Annotated in this window: 7 protein-coding genes; 1 reads left to right on the plus strand and 6 read right to left on the minus strand. The window is 48.2% G+C overall.

What is annotated here, in order from left to right; genetic code table 11:
• Window positions 1-16 precede the first annotated feature (16 nt).
• The 4 genes from MKZ04_RS05965 to MKZ04_RS05980 form a co-directional block, all read right to left on the minus strand.
• Window positions 17-7,711 carry an amino acid adenylation domain-containing protein gene (locus MKZ04_RS05965; protein ID WP_341045521.1) on the minus strand — a complete coding sequence of 2,565 codons (7,695 nt, stop codon included), beginning with the start codon at window positions 7,709-7,711 and terminating at the stop codon, window positions 17-19.
• Between the two features lie 26 nt (window positions 7,712-7,737).
• Window positions 7,738-15,393, minus strand: coding sequence for an amino acid adenylation domain-containing protein (locus MKZ04_RS05970; RefSeq protein ID WP_341045522.1), 7,656 nt, complete (start codon window positions 15,391-15,393; stop codon window positions 7,738-7,740).
• A gap of 507 nt (window positions 15,394-15,900) precedes the next feature.
• The gene (locus tag MKZ04_RS05975; protein ID WP_075213102.1) at window positions 15,901-17,538 is read right to left on the minus strand and encodes an AMP-binding protein; all 1,638 of its coding nucleotides are present in this window, start codon (window positions 17,536-17,538) and stop codon (window positions 15,901-15,903) included.
• Between the two features lie 31 nt (window positions 17,539-17,569).
• Window positions 17,570-18,730, minus strand: a complete 1,161-nt coding sequence (locus MKZ04_RS05980; RefSeq protein WP_341045524.1) for an acyl-CoA dehydrogenase family protein — start codon at window positions 18,728-18,730, stop codon at window positions 17,570-17,572.
• Between the two features lie 230 nt (window positions 18,731-18,960).
• Here MKZ04_RS05980 and MKZ04_RS05985 point away from each other — a divergent pair, with 230 nt between their 5' ends.
• Window positions 18,961-19,521, plus strand: coding sequence for an NAD(P)H-dependent oxidoreductase (locus MKZ04_RS05985; protein WP_020451705.1), 561 nt, complete (start codon window positions 18,961-18,963; stop codon window positions 19,519-19,521).
• Window positions 19,522-19,556: 35 nt separating this feature from the next.
• Here MKZ04_RS05985 and MKZ04_RS05990 read toward each other — a convergent pair whose 3' ends face one another.
• Together MKZ04_RS05990 and MKZ04_RS05995 are read right to left on the minus strand one after the other, a co-directional pair.
• Entirely contained in the window at window positions 19,557-19,907 is a 351-nt protein-coding gene (locus MKZ04_RS05990; protein WP_065643897.1) for a winged helix-turn-helix transcriptional regulator, read from the minus strand.
• Window positions 19,908-20,115: 208 nt separating this feature from the next.
• Window positions 20,116-21,387, minus strand: a complete 1,272-nt coding sequence (locus MKZ04_RS05995) for a glutamate-5-semialdehyde dehydrogenase (RefSeq protein ID WP_065643896.1) — start codon at window positions 21,385-21,387, stop codon at window positions 20,116-20,118.
• Window positions 21,388-21,412: the final 25 nt, after the last annotated feature.

A 21,412-nucleotide genomic window follows, 5' to 3' on the forward strand; every position in this document is an offset into this window, starting at 1 on the left:
CAGCGACTCTCCTTTTCTATAATTTATTGACAGCTCCCATAATGTCGCTTAGTTCCTCCAAAGTTAAATCTTCATCAGTGAAGTCTGTTGCACTTTTTTCATGGTTTTCTTTTTCTGTGCAATGCTTGATGATCGTTTTGAGAAAAAATTGAACATGGTCTGCTAGAGCTTGTACTGTTTCTTTCTCATATTGAAGCCGGTTGTAGACAAAGTGCATGACGAGACATTCTGAAGATATGGCGCCGCTGATATCGAGAAGATGAGGCCGCTCCCAATCCGGACTGATCTCATGCCCCGCTTTGACGGGAGAAACGCGAAATCCGCTCGACTTGATATCTTCGTCAAACTGTCCCAAATAGTTAAAGCTGATGTCGGGACGCTGGAAATCTTCAGGTTCCCACATGCCGCCGATGTATTTCAGCACCCCGTAGCCAACGCCCTTATACGGAATACGGCGCAGCATGTCTTTTGTCCGCTTGATGTGGTAGCCGAAACGCTCATGATCATCTGCGGACTCCGGAAGGCTTGCATCGAGTAAAACAGGATAAATCGAGGTAAACCAGCCGACCGTCCGGCTGATATCGATATCCTCCAAATGCGCTTCTCTTCCATGGCCTTCTAAGCTGATTTTGAATCGATCATTGCCGGTCCATTTGTGAAGCGCAAGACCTAACGCGGCGAGTAATATGTCATTTGTATCTGTCGTATACGGCTTGTTTACAGCCGTTAACAGACGCTCTGTTTCTTGTTTTGTCAGCCGAATGTCTATGGTGTCTGTATCTTGCAGCAGATTCGTAATGGTTTCGGCATCTTTCGGAAGCGGTTCAACTCTTGTTTTTTCCCTTTCAGTCCAGTAATCTATTTCCCGTAATAGCTGTCGGCTTGTTGCGTAATCAGTCAGCCGCTTGGCATAGGTTTGATAGGAATCTGTCTTTTCCGGAAGCACGATTTCTTTTCCCGCCAGGGCCTGTTTGTATCCGGCGGTTAAATCTTCGAAGAGGATGCGCCATGATACTCCGTCGATGACAAGGTGATGAATCACAAGCAGCAAATGATCGCCGTCCGATCCGCGAAAAACGCCGGCTGCAACAAGCGGCCCTGTCTGAAGCTGAATCGATTTCTGAATATGTTCCGCGGCCCTTTCAATCATCACATGCTCTTGAGCTAATGATCCTGCTTCTCTTACATCAAGCAGTTCAAACGAAAACAGCTCCTCTTTGGCAAGCTCTTCGGCTCTGTTGTACTGTGTTAAAACTCCGTCTTGATATCCGCATACCATCCGCAATGCGTCATGATGGACCACGATATGGGCGAGCGTTTTTTGCAGAGCTGTTTCATCAAATCGCGCGGAACTGTGCAGCATGACAGATTGATGAAAGTGATCGTGTGACAAAGATTGTGAGAAAAACCAGTGCTGTACAGGCGTCAGCGGCACTTCGCCGTTGACGGGCGCTTGATCAATCTCGCGCCGGACTTTCGTTACCCGCTTTGACAGCTCGCCAAGCGTCTGATGTTTAAACAGCTCGCGAACCGTTGTTTCATAGCCTCGCTGCTTTAGCCTTGCGCATACTTGCAGCGCTTTAATAGAATCTCCGCCAAGGTGAAAGAAATGGGCGTTCACACCGAGCCCCTCCATTCCTAAGAGCTCTTCCCAAATCTCAGCCATCATCTGTTCAATATCGTTTCTTGGGCTTATATCTTCACCTGCGCCCTGATTGGCCGCCGGTTCTGGCAGCGCATTTTCGTCGAGCTTGCCGTTAGCTGTCAGTGGCAGTTCATCAACCTGTATGATCCGCGCGGGTATCATGTATTCCGGGAGGAGCGTTCTGAGAGATGTACGAATCTCTGCTTCATTCAGGCTTTGCGCCGTTACCGCATATCCATAGATCGATTGCTGTCCGTCTTTGTCATTTCTTGTTATGACTGCTGCTTCCTTGATTGGAGGCAGTTCTTGAAGGGCGCTTCTGATTTCTCCCAACTCAATCCGGTATCCTCTGATCTTCACTTGCGCATCTTTTCTGCCGACATATTCCAGCTCGCCGTTTGGCATCCTTTTGACGATGTCTCCCGTACGATACAGGCGCTGACCTCCGACATATGGATTTGTGATGAATCGGGAAGCGGTCAGCTCTTCTCTGTTGATATAGCCTCTTGCGACTCCGGCGCCTGCGATATACAGTTCTCCCGGCACACCGACAGGCTGCAGGTTCATATAGGCGTCCGCGACATAGGCTTGTAGGGTTGCCAGAGGTTTTCCGATATTGCTTTTATTGTGTTTCATATCGGTTCGAGTCAGCTTTTTATACGTGGCGTGCACCGTTATTTCGGTAATGCCGTACATATTGATGAGATCCGTTTCTGGATACTTCTCAATCCAGTTCATCAGCATCCCGGGCTGCAGGGCTTCTCCCCCGAAGATGACATAGCGGAGCTGTAAGCGGTCCGAATGCCTTAATTCTTCATCGATAAGCCCGTGAAAAGCTGTAGGCGTCTGGTTTAGCACAGTCACGCCTTCTTTTTGTAAAAGCCGCCGGTAGACATGGGGATCGCGGGCGGTTTCTTTCGGGACAATGACAATTTTTCCGCCGTGTAAAAGAGCGCCGAATATTTCCCAAACCGAGAAGTCGAAACAATAGGAATGGAACAGTGTCCAGACGTCCCGGGATCCGAATGAAAAAGGCAGCTCGTCATGTTTGATCAGGCTGACCACATTGCGGTGTTCAATCACTACACCTTTTGGCTTTCCTGTTGTTCCTGATGTGTAGATCACATATGCCGGCTGTTCGGCTGATATCGGCTGGCGCCGCCTTTTCGCTGCGGCTTTTTCTGCCTCGTCAATATATAAAACAGGTATGTCTATAGGTTCTTCCCATTGTTGTCCGGATTGAGTAAGCAGCAGTTTGGCCCCGCTGTCATTCAGCATAAAGCGGATCCGTTCAGCTGGATAATCAGGGTCGATCGGCAAATAGGCGCCTCCCGCTTTTAAGATGCCGAGAATCCCAACCAGCATATCGAGTGAACGGTCTGTCATTAAACCGACCACTTGCCCTGAACCGACACCATGTTCATTCAACACAGCAGCTGTCCGTTCAGCCTTTTCATCAAGTTCCCGGTAAGACAGCTGCCGATCATCGATCACGGCGGCTATTTGATCCGGAGCGGCCATTGCCTGTTTTTCAAATAGACTCGCGATGTTCTCTTGTCTCGGGTATTCAGCCGTTTCTCCTGCAGCATTGATCAGCATGTTTTGTTCTTTCGGAGTCAGCATTTGCATGTCGGACAGTTTCATGTCGTGATTGGCCGACATGCTGCCGATTAGCGCTTTAAAATGATCAGACCAGCGCGCGACCGTTGCCTTTTCAAATAAGGCGGTACTGTACTCAAAATGACAGCTGATCGTACCGTCATCTTGTTCTTCGGCATGCAAAGTCAAATCAAACTTTGACGAGTGATGCGGCAGTTTATGTGATAAAAGCGTCAGTTCCGGTAATTCCACCTTGAAATCATCGCTGTTTTCAAGCACCAGCATAGCGTCAAAAAGCGGGTTGCGGTTCACTTCTCGTGGGGCGTCAATGTGTTGGACGAGCTCCTCAAACGGATAATATTGGTTGTCAACAGCCTCAAGTGTCAGTGTTTTGATCTCTTTCAAATATGTACGGACTGTTTTATTCCCTTCAGGCTTGCTTCGCATCGCCATTGTATTCACGAACATCCCGATCACGCCATCAAGTTCTGCGCGTTCTCGGCCATGTGCCGGCGAACCGATGACAATATCCTCTTGGCCGCTCAGTTTAGAAAGAAAGACTGAGAAGCCAGCCAGCAATACCATATATAACGTTGAACCGGTCTCATCCATTAACTGGCGCAGCTTTGCCCCTGTTTCCCTGTCAATATGCGTGGTCAAAGTGTCTCCGCTAAAATCGGGGAGAAGCGGCCGTTTTTGATCAAGCGGCAAGTCCAGCACCGGCAACGTTCCCTTCAGCACTTCCAGCCAGTACTGTTTTTGGCTGCCGAATGCCCCGGCTGAAAACTGTTCATTTTGCCATACAGCGAAATCTTTATATTGCAGTGTCAATGGAGGCAGCTCTTTCCCGCTGTAAATGGCCGTGAATTCACGAATAAACGTGCTCATTGACATTCCGTCAGCAATGAGATGATGCATATCAAGCAGGAAGAAATGCCGGTCTTTGTTCAACGCGGCTAAACAGACTCTGATCAGCGGAGCTCTTTCAAGATCAAACGGCTGAACGAACGATTCCAACACTTCATTGAGCGATTTCTCGGATTGGATGTGCAACTCTGTCCATTTCACTTCGGCAGATGATACGACTTTTTGCATCGGCTCCCCGTCCTGTAAAACAAACGAAGTGCGCAGCGCCTCATGTCTGTCGATTAATGATGCAAAAGTTTCTTTCAATCGCTTTCGGTTCAGTGTTCCGCAGAGTTCCAAGCAAGCGGGCATGTTGTAGCTTGTACTGTCTTTTGCCAGCTGATGCAGGGCATAGAGCCTTTTTTGCGCGAAAGACAAAGGATACAGATTTTTTTCCGGCGCCGGTTTTATCTCCGGACGGGTCTCACTTTTGACCCGTTCTATTGCAGGAGCCATGCTGGCAATCGTCGGATATGAAAAGACTTCGCGAATCGGCAGCTGAACATTAAGCCGCTGATAGATTTTTGAGACAAGCGCCGCCGCTTTAAGAGATTGACCGCCCAATTGGAAGAAATCATCATGTATGCTAATCCGCTCCCGCTTCAACACGTCTTGCCAAATCGACATAAGCTCTGTTTCCAGCAAAGTGCGGGGCGCTTTCGGCATGACGTCTGTCCCGCCTGAATGTGCCGGTTCCGGGAGACCGGAGCGATCCAGCTTTCCGCTCGTTGTAAGCGGCATTTTGGGCAGTATTGTAAAGCTGTCAGGCATCATATAGGCCGGCAATCTCCCGGCAAGGGCTCTATGCAGGTCCAAGCGCTCTGTTTCCTTTTGCAACACAACATAAGCCGCAAGCTCCTGTTCTCCATCTGCTGTGGTGCGTACGAGTGCCGCCGCGTCTTTTACCCCGGAAATACCGCGAAGTGCGGATTCAATTTCTCCTAGTTCTATTCTGAATCCTCTGACTTTTACTTGGTGATCCAGGCGTCCAAGGTATTCGATCGTTCCATCCGGCAAAAAGCGCGCCTTATCCCCTGTCCTGTACAGCCGTTCTCCTTCATGAAAGGGATGGGCGGTAAAGGCTTGATCTGTCAATTCCTTTTGCTGAAAGTACCCTTCAGCAAGGCCTTTTCCTGAAATGCATAATTCACCGACAGCACCGATCGGCTGAAGGAGGTTCCCGTGCATAATATAGACAGATGTATTATCAACCGGCCGTCCGATTGTCAATCGCTCGCTTTTCTGAAGATTCCGCAGCACCGTCGTTGACACGCTGTTTTCTGTCGGTCCGTATTCGTTTATCAGTTCGGCGTTGCTGCAAATCTCGCGGCTTACGGTGATTAAATCAGGTGTCACGGCTTCCCCGGCGAATGTCACAGCCCGGAGTGTTTCCGCGTCTGTTTTTGTCAAGGTCTCCAGCAGTACGCGGTATAAGGAAGGAACGAAGAGCAGATGGCTGACGCCGTGTTGGGCGATAAGCTGTTTCATAGCCACGACATCTTTTGCATCATCTTCATCGGTCAGCAAGACGCAGGAGCCTGACAGAAGCGGTGTGAACAGACCTGTTATTGACCCGTCAAACACATATGAAAAGAGATGGAGCGCGATATCTCGGTCTGTCATCCTGTATTCTTCCCGTCTCCATTGCAATGTATTGGAAATACTTCTGTGGCTGACGAGCACCCCTTTGGGCTGCCCCGTTGTCCCTGATGTATAAATGATGTAGGCCCAATTTTCGCTGTGTGACTGTGCTGAAAGAGCGGCTTTTGGTTCCGCGTCTGTTTCTTCAATTGTGACAATCTTTCCTTTGTAATCCGCAGGGATAAAAGGGAGCAGTTCTTGTTGCGTAACGAGCCATTTGGCTTGACTGTCGCGTAAGAGAAACGAGAGCCGCTCAGGCGGATGATCCGGATCAAGCGGCATATACGCACTGCCCGATTTCCAGATGCCGAGAAGAGCTGCGACAGTTTCTTTTGAGCGGCGCAGCATAACAGCTGCAACTTGATTTGGACCTGCGCCTTCTTTCCTTAGCGCACGAGCGATTTGATTAGCTCGCTCATCTAATTCACGGTAGCTCCAGCTTGTTTCATTGAATCTGAGCGCCTCTTGTTTCGGTGTTTTGGCGGCCTGCTCTTCAAACAGCTCATAAACTGTTTGATCCGGATAAGTTCGCTGTTTGCCGTGAAAGGAATGAATCAGTTTTTTTTCAGCGAGTGGCACGGGATCAATGCTTGTGATCAATTGATCGGGATCTGATAGTATACAATCGATCACTTCTTTTACATGCCCTTGAAGCCGAAGTATGTCGGTTTGATCATAGACCTCGGCGTTATAGCTGAATTTTATGTAAAAGGTCTCACCGGGAACAATGACAATATTCAAGTCGTAATTGGTTTCCTCTGACGTGGAAAAATGATCAAGATGAAGAGCGTTTTCCTCCGATTCTTCCCAGCCGTTAACCTCTTTCTGCATTTGGACGGGATAATTTTCAAATACAAGGATATGATTGACCAGGTCTTTGTTTAAGCCGCTCTCGTTTTGAATCTCATAGAGCGGATAATAGCCGTGATCTTCACAAGTCAGGATGTCTTTTTGCACTTGTTTGGCGAGTGAAGAAAATGACATACCCGCGGAAGAGCGAATCCGGACAGGCACCGTGTTAATGAACAATCCGGCCATTGATTCGATTCCGTCAATGGCGGAAGGCCTCCCTGAAACAACTGCGCCGAATACAGCGTCATCAGTCGCGTTGTAGCGGTGCAGAAGCAAGCCCCATATACTTGTAAACAATGTGTTTAACGTCACGCCCAATCGCCTTGCTAAATCGGAAAGTTTTTCAACCGTTTCCGGCTTGAGTGAGTATTGAAGGTGTCTCGGTGTATAACCGCCTTCTGTTGTTTTGCTTTTTGAACCGGGGACAGAGACAGACTCCCCGTACCCTTCCAAATAATCGGACCAGAAGGCAGCTGTTTTTTCTCTATTCTGACCGCGAAGCCAAGTCATGTATGTGCTGTAAGGCGCCGGCTTCCCAAGGCGGAAAGGCCGGCTGTTTCTTAGAGCGTAGTACATATGGAAAAAATCTTGCAGCACAATACCTAAGCTCCATCCATCCATCATGATGTGGTGGTGGGTCCATACGCATGTATGCCGTTTTTCTCCTGTTTGATAAAGGGTCAGCCGCATTAATGGACCTTTTTGCAGATCGAACCGTTGAAGCCGATCTGCTTGTTTGCGGCTATTTATCAACGTATTCTGTTGTTCAGCCGTCAAGGCAGAAATATCCTCCGTCTGAACAGCTACTTTTCGGTGTGATAGAACGACTTGCTGCGGCCCGTCCAGATCAGGCACCTCTTTTATATAAATCGTTCTGAAAATGTCGTAACGTTCAATCAATAGATCCAGACTCTTCTGAAATGAATCCAGACACAAATCACCGCTGATGGTGAAGGAAATTTGTTCAATATAGGCGTTTGAATCGGGGTGAAGCAGTGAATGAAACAGCATTCCTTCCTGCATATATGACAATGGATAAATATCTTGAATCTCTGTCTCTTGCGCCATGAATGCCACACACCTTTCCGGCGAAATTAAAGTTCTTTTACGAGATTGGCAATACTTTCGAATGAAGCGGAAGTCAATTGTTTATTGCTGTAATCGCTCAATGTTTTTTCTCGTTTTTTCTTGGCGGAACAATGCTCAATGACCTCACAAAGGCGGTCATGGAAGCCATCCATAAATGTTTCAATCGTACGCCTGGAAAAGACGTCGGTATAGACAGTTTGAATATCAAGCCGCTGATTGACGACCATGGCATTGATGTCCAAATCAAATTCTCTCGGCCGCTCTTCTGCAATGTTGTGGCGCGGCTGATAAGGAGACATCCGCATCATTCCTTCGAGACCGTCGAACTGTCCGAGATAGTTAAAGCAGATTTCAGGTTCACGGTGCTGAATACGTCCAGACGATTGCAAAAGCCCGTATCCGGTTCCTTGGTTCGGCACGCGTCTCATCATGTCTTTCACGTTTTTTATACGGCAAGCGGTTTTTTCGCTTGAATTGTCCGGTGCACTCATGTCCAGAAGAACCGGATATATCGAGGTGAACCATCCTACAGTTCTGGAAATATCAATGTCCGGAACATGTCCTTCCCTGCCATGTCCCTCAACACTGACAAGGAAATGCTCACGTTTCGTCCAATCGGCAAGCGCCATTCCCAAGGCCGCCAGCATCAGTTCATTCACCTCTGTGCCGTATGCCTGTTTTGTCTGAAACAGCAGCTGGTTTGTCAGTTTCACGCTTAACAAGCGCGAAGCGGTGAGTGCCGTTTTTTGCAGCCTGTCCGCATTCCTGTGACCGTCTTTTGGTAATGCGGTCGTTTCAAAAGATATCGCATGCTCCCAATATGCCGCTTCCTCAAGCAGTTCGTTGCTTGTTGACAATGGATGCAGCCTGTTTGCATATGTTACGTAAGAATCGCTTTTCTGCGGCAATTTAATTTTTCTGTCTGCTAAAGCTTGCTGATAAGCTGTTTGTAAATCTTCAAGCAAAATTCTCCATGACACACCATCCACAATCAGATGATGAATGGCGATCAGCAGATGGTCTGCATCCCGCAATCTGAACAATCCAATGTGACAAAGGAGTCCTTCGTCCAAACGCATTGCCCGCTGTATTCGTTTTTCCTCCGCTTCTATGCGTTCGGCAATCTGCGTCTCATCGGCGAGGTCTATGGTCTTAAAGCTGAATCCATCCTCATCCGTTTGACTGATTCCGCGATTATATTGAAGGATGCGTCCGTTATCGTCTTTTTTAAACATCATCCGCAAGGCGTCATGATGCTTGATTAAAGCGGATACGGCCCGGCGCAGTGCAGCCTCGTCCAATCTTTTTTCACTTGTGAGCATGACTGCTTGATTGTAATGATGTTCAAAGGCGCCAGGATAGGCAAAAAACCTTTGCTGTACAGGTGTTAGACTGGCATTCCCTTCAACAGGTCCCTGATCGGCAATTGATACGGTCGGAGTCAGGTGACTCGCCAGTTCTTCAATGGTCGGAAATTGAAATAAATCCCGAATCGTCATATCCCATCCTTCAGCGGCAAGACGAGCCGACACTTGCAGCGCTTTTATGGAGTCTCCCCCCAGCTGAAAGAAAGAGTCGGTGATGCCTGCTTGCCGTACATGGAGCACATCCTCCCAAATCCGGCATAGCAATGCTTGTTTTTCATTTTGCGGGGCATGGTAAGTTTCCAGGGGCTGAACATGTGCAGCAGGCAAAGCGTCTTTATTCAATTTGCCGTTAAATGTAAGCGGCATTTTCTCTAAACCGACAAAATGAGCTGGAATCATGTAAGCCGGAAGCCTTTTTGCCAAATCTAAACGCAGATCGATGATGTCTGCTTCTTTAGGAACGACGTAAGCCGCCAAATAGGTTTTCCCTTCAATATCTTTTTGAATGGCGACTGCCGCTTCTTTGACATGCTCGTTCTTCAAAAGCGCATTTTCTATTTCTTCGAGCTCAATTCTGTAGCCCTTTATTTTGACTTGTTGATCAAGACGCCCATAAAGACGGAGGGTGCCGTCAGGAAGCCAGCAGGCCTGATCTCCGGTTTGATACAGCGGCCGACCTTGCGCTAAAGGATCGCTGAATTTGGCTTTTGTCAATTCAGCTTTTCGCCAATAGCCTTTGGCCACGCCTTCCCCCCCAATAAAAAGTTCTCCCGGGACGCCGATGGGCTGAACTTGTTTGTTCTTGTTGAGAACATACATTTGTACATTTGGGAGCGGAATGCCGATCGGTACAAAATCGTGATAGCGCTCTTTACTCATCGTGATTTCATAATAGCTTGAATCAATGGTCGCCTCTGTTACACCGTAGCTGTTGATGATCCGCATCTCTTTTCCGAATCGTTCATTTAATGTGTAAAAATCCTGTGCACTGACAATATCTGAGCCCAGAATCAGCACCTTTAGGCTCGGTAATCGATATTTCCGCCGGTAAACATATTCCATAAAGGGAACAACCAGGGCTGGTGTCGATTCCATTAATGTAATCTGCTGTTGATTCATCAGCTTACATAACAGTTCGGGCTCAATTCGGACATCATCCGGGCAAATCACAAGCGTTCCCCCGTTTAAGAATGCCCGGGCTATGTCTCCTGAAAAGACATCAAACGAGAAACTGGCCATTTGCAGCACTCTCGCCGGTGTGCGGTCAAGCTCATAGATGCTTCGCCAAGCAAGCGCTGCATGTGTGAAATTGCGATGTCTGACTTCAACTCCTTTTGGCGCTCCTGTTGTTCCCGAAGTATAGATGACATAGGCAGTATCTTTTGGAGTTGCTGTTGAAACTATATTTTCCTCGTGCAGGCCATTATGTTCATGGTCAAGATGGATGCAAGGCATACTGCCATCTGTCAAAAGTGAAGCGATATCTATATATTCAGCCTGGGCCAGCAGCGCAGATGCTTCGCTGTCTTTTAATAAAAACCGAATTCTTTCTTCTGGATAATGGGAATCTATCGGGATATACGCTCCTCCCGCTTTCAGCACGGCCAAAACACCTATGATGGCTTCAATCGAACGATTGGCCAAAATCGCAACTCGTTTTCCAGGACCGATTCCGGCTGTTTGAAGCGTCCGCGCCAGTCGATTGGCGCGACCATTCAATTGGTGATAGCTGATCTGTTTCGAGCCCTCAATGACTGCGATTTGCTGAGGATTATTCGCTGTTGTTTCTTCAAACAGTTCGTGAAACACTGCTGTTCGTTCTGGAAGTTGAAGGTGTTTGTGATTAAATTCAACAAGAATTTGGTATTGATCTTCATCGTTCAGAAGATTGAAGCGTGCAAGATCTGTCTCGGGCTGATGGACGATATGGCGCAAAAGTACAAGCAAATGTTTCATCCAGCGCTCGATGGTTGTTTTTAAGAAAAGATCGGTGCTGAATTCCATGTCGAGACGGATATTCCCGTTAGATTCGCAAGCGGTCAATGTAAGGTCAAAAATAGATACTTGATGGGCAAATGTTTGAACGCGATTGACTTGAAGGCCGGCTAATTGCATATCGTGCTGTTCCATGTTTTGCAAAATAAACATGGCGTCAAACAACGGATTGCGGCTCATATCACGGACGACATCAAGCCTGTCGACAAGCTCCTCAAACGGATAATCCTGATGTTCAAATGCCTCAAGCGCCGTTTCGCGGACCTCTCTTAAGAAATTGCTGAAACATTTGTTTTCGGCCGGATGCGTTCTGATCGCCAATGTGTTGACAAACATGCCGATGACAGGTTCTAAGTCTTTGTGCGGCCTTCCGGCGATCGGCGAACCGATGATGATATCCTCCTGTCCGCTGAGCCGGGCAAGAAGCGTGCTGTACGCGGCGAGAAGAACCATATACAGGGTGCAGCCGTTGTCGCGGGCGATCTTGTAAAGGCCGGCTGTTGTTTTCGCATCAAGCGTGCGGGACACTGTATCACCCGCAAAGCTTCGTACCGCCGGGCGGGCGTTGTCGGCCGGAAGCTCAAGCACCGGCAGCTCTCCGTCGAGCTGCTTCAGCCAATAGGCTTCCTGTCTGTTGTACGCCTCCCCTTGTTTGAATGCCTGTTGCCAGACGGCGTAGTCTTTATATTGAATCCGCAGCGGGGCAAGCGTCCGGCTGGCGTACAGCTCGCTGAATTCGTGGATTAAAGTGCCGACAGACACCCCGTCGGAAATGATGTGATGCATGTCCACCAACAACAGGTGCCTCTCCTCTGCTTCCTTCACAAGAGCGGCGCGGAAAAGCGGCGCTTCTTGAAGCCGGAACGGACGGACAAAGTCTTCAGCCGCCGCCAACTCCATCAGCTGAAACGGGACATCATCATGGATGCGCTGGACAGGCTCGCCGTCTGCCCCGGTTTCAAACGACGTCCTGAGCGATTCGTGGCGGCGGATCAGCTGCCTGAATACTTCATCAAGCCGGGCGCGGTCGAGCGGACCTGTCAGCTTAAGCGCCGCCGGCATATTGTAGCCGACACCGCCGTCTTCCAGCTGCTGAAGGACATACATCCGCTTTTGCGCCGAGGACACCGGGTAGGTGTCCTGTTTTTCTGCCGGTTCAATCGCCGCATGCGGGCTTTCATCCAATTCCTGAATCACGGCGGCGAGCTCTTCCAGTGTCGGCTTGGCGAAAATCTCCTTCAGCGGCACTTGCACGCCAAACGCTTTGACGATGCGGGAGACGAGCGCTGTCGCTTTCAGCGAGTGGCCGCCTTGTTCGAAAAAGTGGTCGCGAATGCCGGCAGGGCCGTATTTCAGCACCTCTTCCCAAAGCTTGGCGAGCTTCATTTCCGTGATGGTTCGCGGCGCGGTGTAAACGCGTCGTTCAGCCGCTCCGTCGGGAGCGGGCAGCGCCTTGCGGTCAAGCTTGCCGCTCGGGGTGACAGGCCACTCACGCATCTCGATGAATGATGAAGGCATCATATAGGCCGGCAGGCGTTTGCCCAGTTCTGTCCTTGCGGTCTTTTGATCCTGACCTTCAATATAGGCGCAAAGCTCGGTTTCCTCCCCTTCTGTCCGGGCGATAACCGCCGCTTCCCGCACGCCGTCGATCTGGCGAAGTGCCGATTCGACTTCCCCCGGTTCGATCCGGTAGCCGCGGATTTTCACTTGACCGTCCATGCGGCCCAGCCATTCAACGGTGCCGTCCGGGAGCCATCTCGCCAGATCGCCCGTTTGATACATGCGTTCCCCTGAATAAAAGGGGTCATCGAGAAACCGTTCTTCTGTCAGCTCCGGACGGTTCAAGTAGCCCCTTGCGACGCCCGCGCCTGCGATATACAGTTCTCCGGCCACCCCTATGGGCTGGACAGCTTTCTCACTGTCTAAAATATAAAGACGGGCTCCCGGTACAGGTTTTCCGATCGGAAGCCGCATCCGTTCCCTGTCTTTTTCATGGTCGTACCGATAAAATGCGGCATCCACCGTAGCTTCTGTCGGCCCGTAGCCGTGAATGACCGCAGTCTCCGGCAAAGACCGGGCAAATCGGGCGGCTGTCTGGGGAGCGAGCGCTTCACCTCCGGCGAATACGTGTTTCAAGGTTTTCGCAAGGCTTGTCCTTTTCTCCTCTGTTTCCATCTCGACCTGGTCTAAAAAGCTGTTGGCCATCGCCGGGATAAAATGCGCCGTCGTCACTCCTTCGTTTGTGAAGGCTTCTGTCATCAAAGCGGGATCCTTCTCCCAGCCCTGCGGAAGCAAATACATGGAGGCGCCGGGAATCATCCACCAAAACAACTGCCAGATCGAAGCATCAAATGAAAACGATGACTTGAGCACGATGACATCATCTTCAGTTAATGGGAACTGGCGCTGCATCCCGGACAAAAAGGCGGCAGCCTGTCGGTGCTCAACCGCGACGCCCTTCGGTGTCCCGGTTGAACCGGATGTATAGATGACATAGGCGAGTGAGCCGCCATCCGTATGAGCGCAAACCGGTTCGTTCTCCGCTGGTTCCGTTCGAAGTGATGACAGGTTGACTTCAAGCGTTTCCCCGGAAAATCCGGAGACGGACAAACCCGGCCCTGTGACGAGAAGCCGGGCGCCACTGTCAGCGAGCATATATCTGAGCCGTTCTTCAGGATAGTCTGGATCAAGCGGCACGTAAGCGCCGCCGGCTTTCAAAACAGCCAGCACCGCGATCACCATCTCCGGTGAACGGTCGGCGAGCACGCCGACCACACTTTCTTTGGCGACGCCTTTTTTCTTCAACCGGACAGCAAGTTGATTGGTATACTGATCAAGCTCTCCGTACGTTAAGATACCGCCGGAAAAACGAAGCGCCGGCAAGCTCGGCGACAGCGCCGCGCGGCGGGTGAAAAAACCATGTAGCGTCGGCGCCAAAGGTTTGACGGAATCTGTTTGGTTAAAAGCAGACAAAATCCGTTCCTTTTCGTTGGACTCTACCATATCGATGTTTTTAATCGGCTGGTCCGGCTTCTCAAGCGCCTTCTCCAAAACGGTTAAAAGATGGGATTGAATCCGTTTGATGTCATGTTCAGTAAACATAGCGGTTTGATAATCAAAATTTAACTGTATGATACCGGTATCAAGGCGCTCTTTAATTGAAACAGACAGCTGATTTGCAGTGCGCCCGCTGAAATACATGGCCGTTTCATATTCAAAGCCATCTGCTTGTTGCCATTGAAGCGGCTGATACTGTATGGAAGTGACGATTAAATTTTGCAGATCACCATGCTGATGCCTTAATTCGTTCATCAGCAGATTGTAGGGATATTTTTGATGACGCATGACTGAAAGCTGTTCTTTCCCGATGCTTGTGACAAATGAAAGAACATCACAATCCGGATCAACTTCCATTCTGATTGGCAGTGTGCTCACAAACATACCGAGCATGTCTTTTTCCAGCCTGGAGGCGCGGTTTCCGTAATAGGTTCCAATCACAATATCCTTGCTGGATGTCATTCTGCTGATGCATATGTAAAACGAAGCCATAAACAGAGAAAGAATGCTGATTTGATGCTTTTCGCAAAAGTGTCGGATTGATTCTGCCAAGGGATGTGAAAGAGTCAGGGTTTCTCTTAAAGCGGCGGTGCTTTGTTGTTGAGGCAAGGCTTTTTCTGTTAGTGGGAAATGTTCTGGAATGGTGTGGTAGGTGTTTGTCCAAAATAAGCGGTCTTTTTCAAACCGGGAAGATTGCAAGTATTGCTTCTCTTTTTCGATATAGGTGAGATAGGAAGGTTCATGATGTTGAGGTAAGGGTTCATTCCGAATCATTTTTTGATACATCTCAATCAGTTGATTGCCTAGCAGATTAAGAGAAATACCGTCCATTATGATATGATGGAATTTTGCATAGAGCCAAACTTCTTCGCTCGAAATCGCCAGCAGGGTGAATTGATAAAGCGGTGAATGAAACAGCTTAAACGGAATCGAAGTCTGATCGTCAATCCACTTATTCCGTTCGGACTTGCCGGCCTTTGTCAAATCAATGGTCTCTATGGAAAGCGGGCGATATTCAGCGAGATAAAGATCAGGCTCTTCCCCTTTCCCTTCTGTCAGCTGAAAATGAAGTGAATCATGCCGGGAAACTGAAAAGTCCAAAGCCCGCCGCAGCACATCAAGGTCAATAGCGCCCCTGAATTTGACACAGGCTGCAAGATTGCAGATACTTGTACCCGGATCGAGCAGCTCGGTAAACCATACTCTCCTTTGAGCATGGGTCAAAGTGTAGGTTGTGTTCAATGGAACCCCTCCATTTCAAATATAAGAGAATAAAAAAGTAAAATAATTACAGGTTATATGACAATATATGGCTAAATCATACGTATGAGAATCATTGTAATACAAATTCGATAAAATACAACAATGTTTACAATAAATTCAATAATTTTTTAGAAAATGGTTATTTTATCTCATCTGCAAAATTCTTGTCTTTACTGCTCATAACATAAGAAAAGCTCTAAAGCAGAGAAAATATCACGATGTTTATACCATTTTATTCAAAAAACAGAGCTGGAATTCAACGCACTCTGAGCAGAAATGGAAATAAATTGTCATTATTTATTCGTAAAAAATATCATCTCACGTGTTTTTGAAAAAGCTCATAAAAAAACTGTACCTTAACGAATTAAGATACAGTTTTGCTTCACTTTCAAAAGCTTTAGGCTACACGGCATCCGTTTACATGTACGGATGATCCGTTAAACAAAAGAGTCCCTCATTTTAGTTCGTCGCACTTGCAAGAGAAAATTACAATTGAAAATGTTCAAGCGCTTGCTCCCTTAATTTAAATTTCTGCACTTTTCCTGATGCCGTCATCGGAAACTCTTCGACAAATGCGATATAGCGCGGAATCTTATATCGGGCGATTTTATCTTTGCAGTATTCTTTTAATTCGTCAGCTGTCATGGATGCTCCGCTTTTCAGTTTGATCCAGGCCGAGACCTCTTCACCGAATGTTTCGTCAGGCACACCGACAATTTGGACGTCGAGAATGTTGGGATGCTTGTATAAAAACTCTTCTATTTCCCGCGGGTATATGTTCTCTCCGCCTCGGATGATCATGTCTTTTAATCTCCCGGTAATCCGGCAGTAGCCTTCTTCATCCATTACGGCTAAATCACCTGTATGCAAAAATCCGTCCTCATCAATCACCGCTGCCGTGTCCTCAGAATTTTTGTAATAGCCTTTCATGACATGGTAGCCGCGTGTGCACAGCTCGCCTTGAACGCCTCTTGCAACCTCCTGATTTGTGCCCGGTTCAGTTATTTTGACTTCAACATTCGGCAAGGCGCGCCCTACGGTTTCGACCCTTCTTTTGAGCGAATCGTTGACCCTCGTCTGGGTAATGACCGGTGATGCTTCTGTCTGTCCGTATGCAATCGTTATTTCAGACATCCCCATGTTATTGATCACTTTTTTCATAACTTCAATTGGACAGTTTGAACCGGCCATGATACCCGTTCTTAAAGAAGACAAGTCATATGATGCAAAATCTTGATCATTCAGTTCGGCAATGAACATGGTCGGTACACCGTGAAGCGCCGTGCATTTTTCCGTTTCGACAGCGGAAAGCACTTCTTTTGGATTGAATTCTTGCACCGGCACCATCGTCGCACCGGCGGTGACGCAAGCGAGAGTTCCCAGCACGCATCCAAAGCAGTGAAAAAAGGGTACGGGGATGCACATTCTGTCTTTTCTCGATAAATTCATGCATTCCGCAATATTTGCCGCGTTGTTTGCCAAATTGGAATGAGTGAGCATCACGCCTTTTGGAAAGCCTGTCGTACCTGATGTATATTGCATATTGATGACATCATGCTCTTTGAGTCGTTCCATCCTGTGATCAAGCGCTTTTTCGCTTACCGAACCGGAGAGCTTTAATATGTCATCCCAAAGGTACATGCCGGGATGCCTTTTATCTCCCATCAAAATAATATTTTTTAAGAAAGGCAGTCTTTCAGATGCGAGCTTACCCGGTTCCGACTCCTTCAATTCAGGAATCAGTTTGTAAAGGATATCAATGTAAGAAGTGCCCCGGTATGATTCCATTAAAATGAGTGTTGTGGCATCTGACTGTTTCAGCACATATTCAAGCTCTGATAATTGATAGTTCGTGTTGACTGTGACAAGCACCGCGCCCGTTTTTGCCGAGGCAAACTGGGCGGTAAGCCATTCCGGAGTATTGGAAGCCCAAATTGCGACATGTTCACCTTTTTCAATACCGAGCGCCACCAGTCCTTTTGCGACTTTTCTGCACAACTGGTCAAATTGCCGGTACGTATAACGGAGACGGCGATCCGGATAGACGACAGCCTCGTGATCAGGTGCGTTTGCCGCGGTTTTCTCCAACAATTTTCCGATAGTCAAATGGAGCAGCTCTGCCAACGTTGTCCCTCCCTTCTCCCGGAAAGCGTTTTCATTTTGCCGCTTGTTTTCCTATGCCGAGCTGCCTTGCGATGACGAGCCGTTGAATTTCTGAAGTTCCTTCACCGATTTCCATTAATTTGGCATCCCGCAGCATCCGCTCGACTCCGTACTCTTTCATATACCCGTATCCTCCGTGTATTTGAATGGACTGATTACATGTCCTGAACGCCATCTCTGAGGCATAAAGCTTGGCGAAAGCCGCTTCCTTTGTAAACGGCCGGCCTTGATCTTTCAGCCAGGCGGCCTTCAGCACCATATTGCGGGCAAGCTCAATTTCCATGGCCATGTCGGCAAGCTTGAACTGAATCGCCTGGAAATAGGAGATGGGCCGGCCGAATTGTTTTCGTTCGTGTGCGTATGCAAGCGCGGCCTCAAATGCGCCTTGAGCGATACCGACGGCCAGCGCGGCGATCGAAATTCTGCCCCCGTCAAGTGTATTGAGAAACTGTTTAAACCCTTTTTCCGGGCTTCCCAACAGATTTTGTTTTGGAACGCGGACATTGTCCAAGATGAGCTGCGATGTATTGGAGCCGCGGACACCCATTTTGTCATATTCGCTATTAATGGTGAAGCCTTCCGAATCTGTCGGAACGATGATGGCGGAGATGATGTTTTTTCTGTTGTCATCTTTTCCGGTGACGGCGGTGACGATGACGGTCCGGGCATATCCGGCATTGGTGATCCAGCATTTCTCCCCGCTGATCACATAGCTGTCCCCTTCCGAGCGGGCTTTTGTCCGGGTGCCGCCCGCATCTGATCCTGCATTCGGTTCGGTCAGCCCGAACGCTCCGAGCGCCCGGCCCGTCGCAAGCGGCACGAGATATTCTTGTTTTTGTTCTTCGGTGCCGAAATAATAAATCGGTGCAGCCCCGAGCGATACAGCCGCAGCATAGCTTAGACCGGTGCTCCCGCACGCTTTGCCGATTTCTTCGACGCTAAGCGCATAGGAAATCGTATCCCCGCCTGACCCGCCGTAGCATTCCGGAAACGGAATCCCCAAGAGGCCGAGCTCCCCCATTTTTTTAAATGTCTCAACCGGAAAATCTCCCGTCCTGTCAACATGTTCGGCATGCGGTGCAATTTCCTGTTTCGCAAAATCTCTGGCGAGTTCGCGAACCATTTGCTGTTCTCTGGTTAGTTCAAAATTCATAAAGTGACCCCCTTTTTGGATCGTCAAATTCCTTAGGCAGCAGAGCTTTGTAACATTATATTAAAAAAGTGCATTTTTCATGCCAGAGGATTTTGGACAGGCAAAATCGGACCGTTTGATGACAACTGATACTTACCTTTACGTAAGTACCTGAACCAAAAGTGCATACTTACAAATTCGCAGTGTGAACTTTATAATCAAGATGAAAACATGCCGAAGGAGGAAAATTTTTGAAAACACTGATTATCGTTGCACATCCAAGTTTAGAAACATCAGTTATCAATAAGCGCTGGGTAGAGGAGCTCAAAAAATATCCGGAAAAGTATACGGTTCACGAATTGTCCGACGTATATCCGGATGGAAACATTGACGCGGAAAAAGAACAAAAATTGGTGGAAGCGCACGGCAATCTTGTTTTTCAATTCCCTATCTATTGGTTTAACTGTCCGCCTCTTCTTAAAAAATGGCTTGATGATGTATTGGCTTACGGATGGGCTTATGGTTCAAATGGAGGTGATCGATTAAAAAATCGTAAAGTGGCATTAGGTGTATCCGCCGGAATTAAAGAAGAAGATTATGGTGAAAACGGAAGGTACCGCTATACGCTTGAACAAATATTAGTTCCATTTGAAACGACATTCCGATATTGTCATGCAGACTATCGTTCATTTTTTGCGTTTTACGGCAAGGAAAATGAGCCCGGCGGAAATGAGGAAGAAGCGACCGGGCCGGGAGCGGGAGAATTGGAGAAAAGCGCCCGGGATTATTTGCGTTTTATTGACAATCTTTAAGTTTTGCCGGAAATCATTCCGGTTGAAACAGGCTGTCAGCCCAGCCTGTTTTTCTCTCCCCACTCACACATCATATTGAACAAAGGTAAGAGAGAACGTCCGCGTTCAGATAATGAATACTCCACCTTTGGGGGAATTTGGGGAAATTCCTTGCGTATAATAAGGCCGTCTGCCTCCAGCTCTTTTAACATGATGCTCAGCGTTTTGAAGGAAATGGTGCCGATGCTTCGCTTCAGCTCATTATGCCGCATCACTTCGCGTTCAGACAGCCAATATAGAATGATTATTTTATATTTGCCGCTTATCAATGACAACGTATATCCAAAACCGGTGTTTTTAAGATCCACACCGGTCGGAACGCAGGTTTTTCCGGTTGAGGGTTGCATAACGTACACTCTCCTTCTGAATCCTATATCATAGATCATTATGTAATTGGATTGAAAGGATGTAAAGGAAGGATTTTAAAGGATGCTTAAAGAAAAACCACTACGCCGTATGTTTTCCGTGATACGGCGGATGCAGCCGTAAGAAAAAACTGCACCTCAAGATTGTCAGGTGACAATTGAGGTGCAGTTTCAATGCAGGCTTTTTTATTTATCTTCTGATATGGCCGTCGCCTCCCATGATATATTTGCATGTGGTCAATTCTTTCAGACCCATAGGTCCGCGGGCGTGAAGCTTCTGTGTAGAAATCCCGATTTCCGCGCCGAAGCCGAGTGCACCGCCGTCGGTGAACCGGGTTGAGGCATTGTGATACAGTGCTGCCGCATCAACGGTATTCAGAAAAGCCTTGGCTGTTTTCGGATTTTCGGTGATAATCGCTTCTGAATGCTTTGTTCCGTATGTTTCGATATGATCGCAGGCTTCTTCAAGACTTGCTGCGACTTTAACCGCGAGATCAAGGCTTAAATATTCGTTCTGCCAATCGGCTTCCCCCGCTGGTATCGCGTCTTGAATCCATTGAACCGCCTTTTCGTCTCCGTAAACTTGAATACCGTGTTCGTTTAAAGCATTGATAAGCGCTGCACTGTTTTCCTCAAGCCATTTTTCGTGAACAATCAGCGTTTCAAGCGCATTGCAGACGGCGGGGCGGTCTGTTTTCGCATTGATCATGACATTGATTGCTTTTTCAGGGTCTGCTTCCCGGTCGATATAGATGTGACAGTTGCCGACTCCCGTCTCAAGAACGGGAACGGTTGCGTTCTCAACGACTTCCTGAATGAGGGCACCGCCTCCCCGGGGGATGAGTACATCGATATGCTCTTTCATCTTGAAGAGCTGCTTCGTGGCGCTTCGGTCCGTGCTTTCGATAAATTGAACAGCATCGCGGGGAATGTCTGTCGTTTCCAGCGCTTGGTGCATGACCGATACGATCGCTGTATTCGAATGAATGGCGGAAGAGCCGCCTTTCAAAACGATCGCATTGCCCGATTTTAGAGCGAGCCCGGTCGCATCGACAGTCACATTCGGACGCGCTTCATAGATCATGCCGATGACGCCGAGAGGAACGCTGACTTTTTCCGCCTTTAGCCCGTTGTCGAGCGTCCAGCTTGATAGCGTTTCTCCGACCGGATCATCCAGTTCCGCGACTTCCAGCAGTCCATTGGCAAAATCCAGTACCCTGTCTTCATTGAGCGACAGGCGGTCGATGTAGGCTGTATCATAGCCTTTTTTTCGTCCCGCTTCAATATCTTTGGCATTTTCAGTGAGAATATAGCTCATGTTTTGTTTCAGGTGTTCGGCCAGTGTAGCAAGCGCCTCGTTCTTGTCTTTTTCAGTTGTCAGCCGCAAAGATTTTGCGGCTGTTTTTGCCTTTATCGCTTTTTCTTCGATTTGTGCCCTGGTGTTCTCGCTTGTCGCCGTCATGTCAATTCCTCCTTTGATTTGTTTT

Origin of the sequence: Bacillus sp. FSL W7-1354 (assembly GCF_038002405.1) — a bacterium.
GTDB lineage: Bacteria > Bacillota > Bacilli > Bacillales > Bacillaceae > Bacillus > Bacillus paralicheniformis.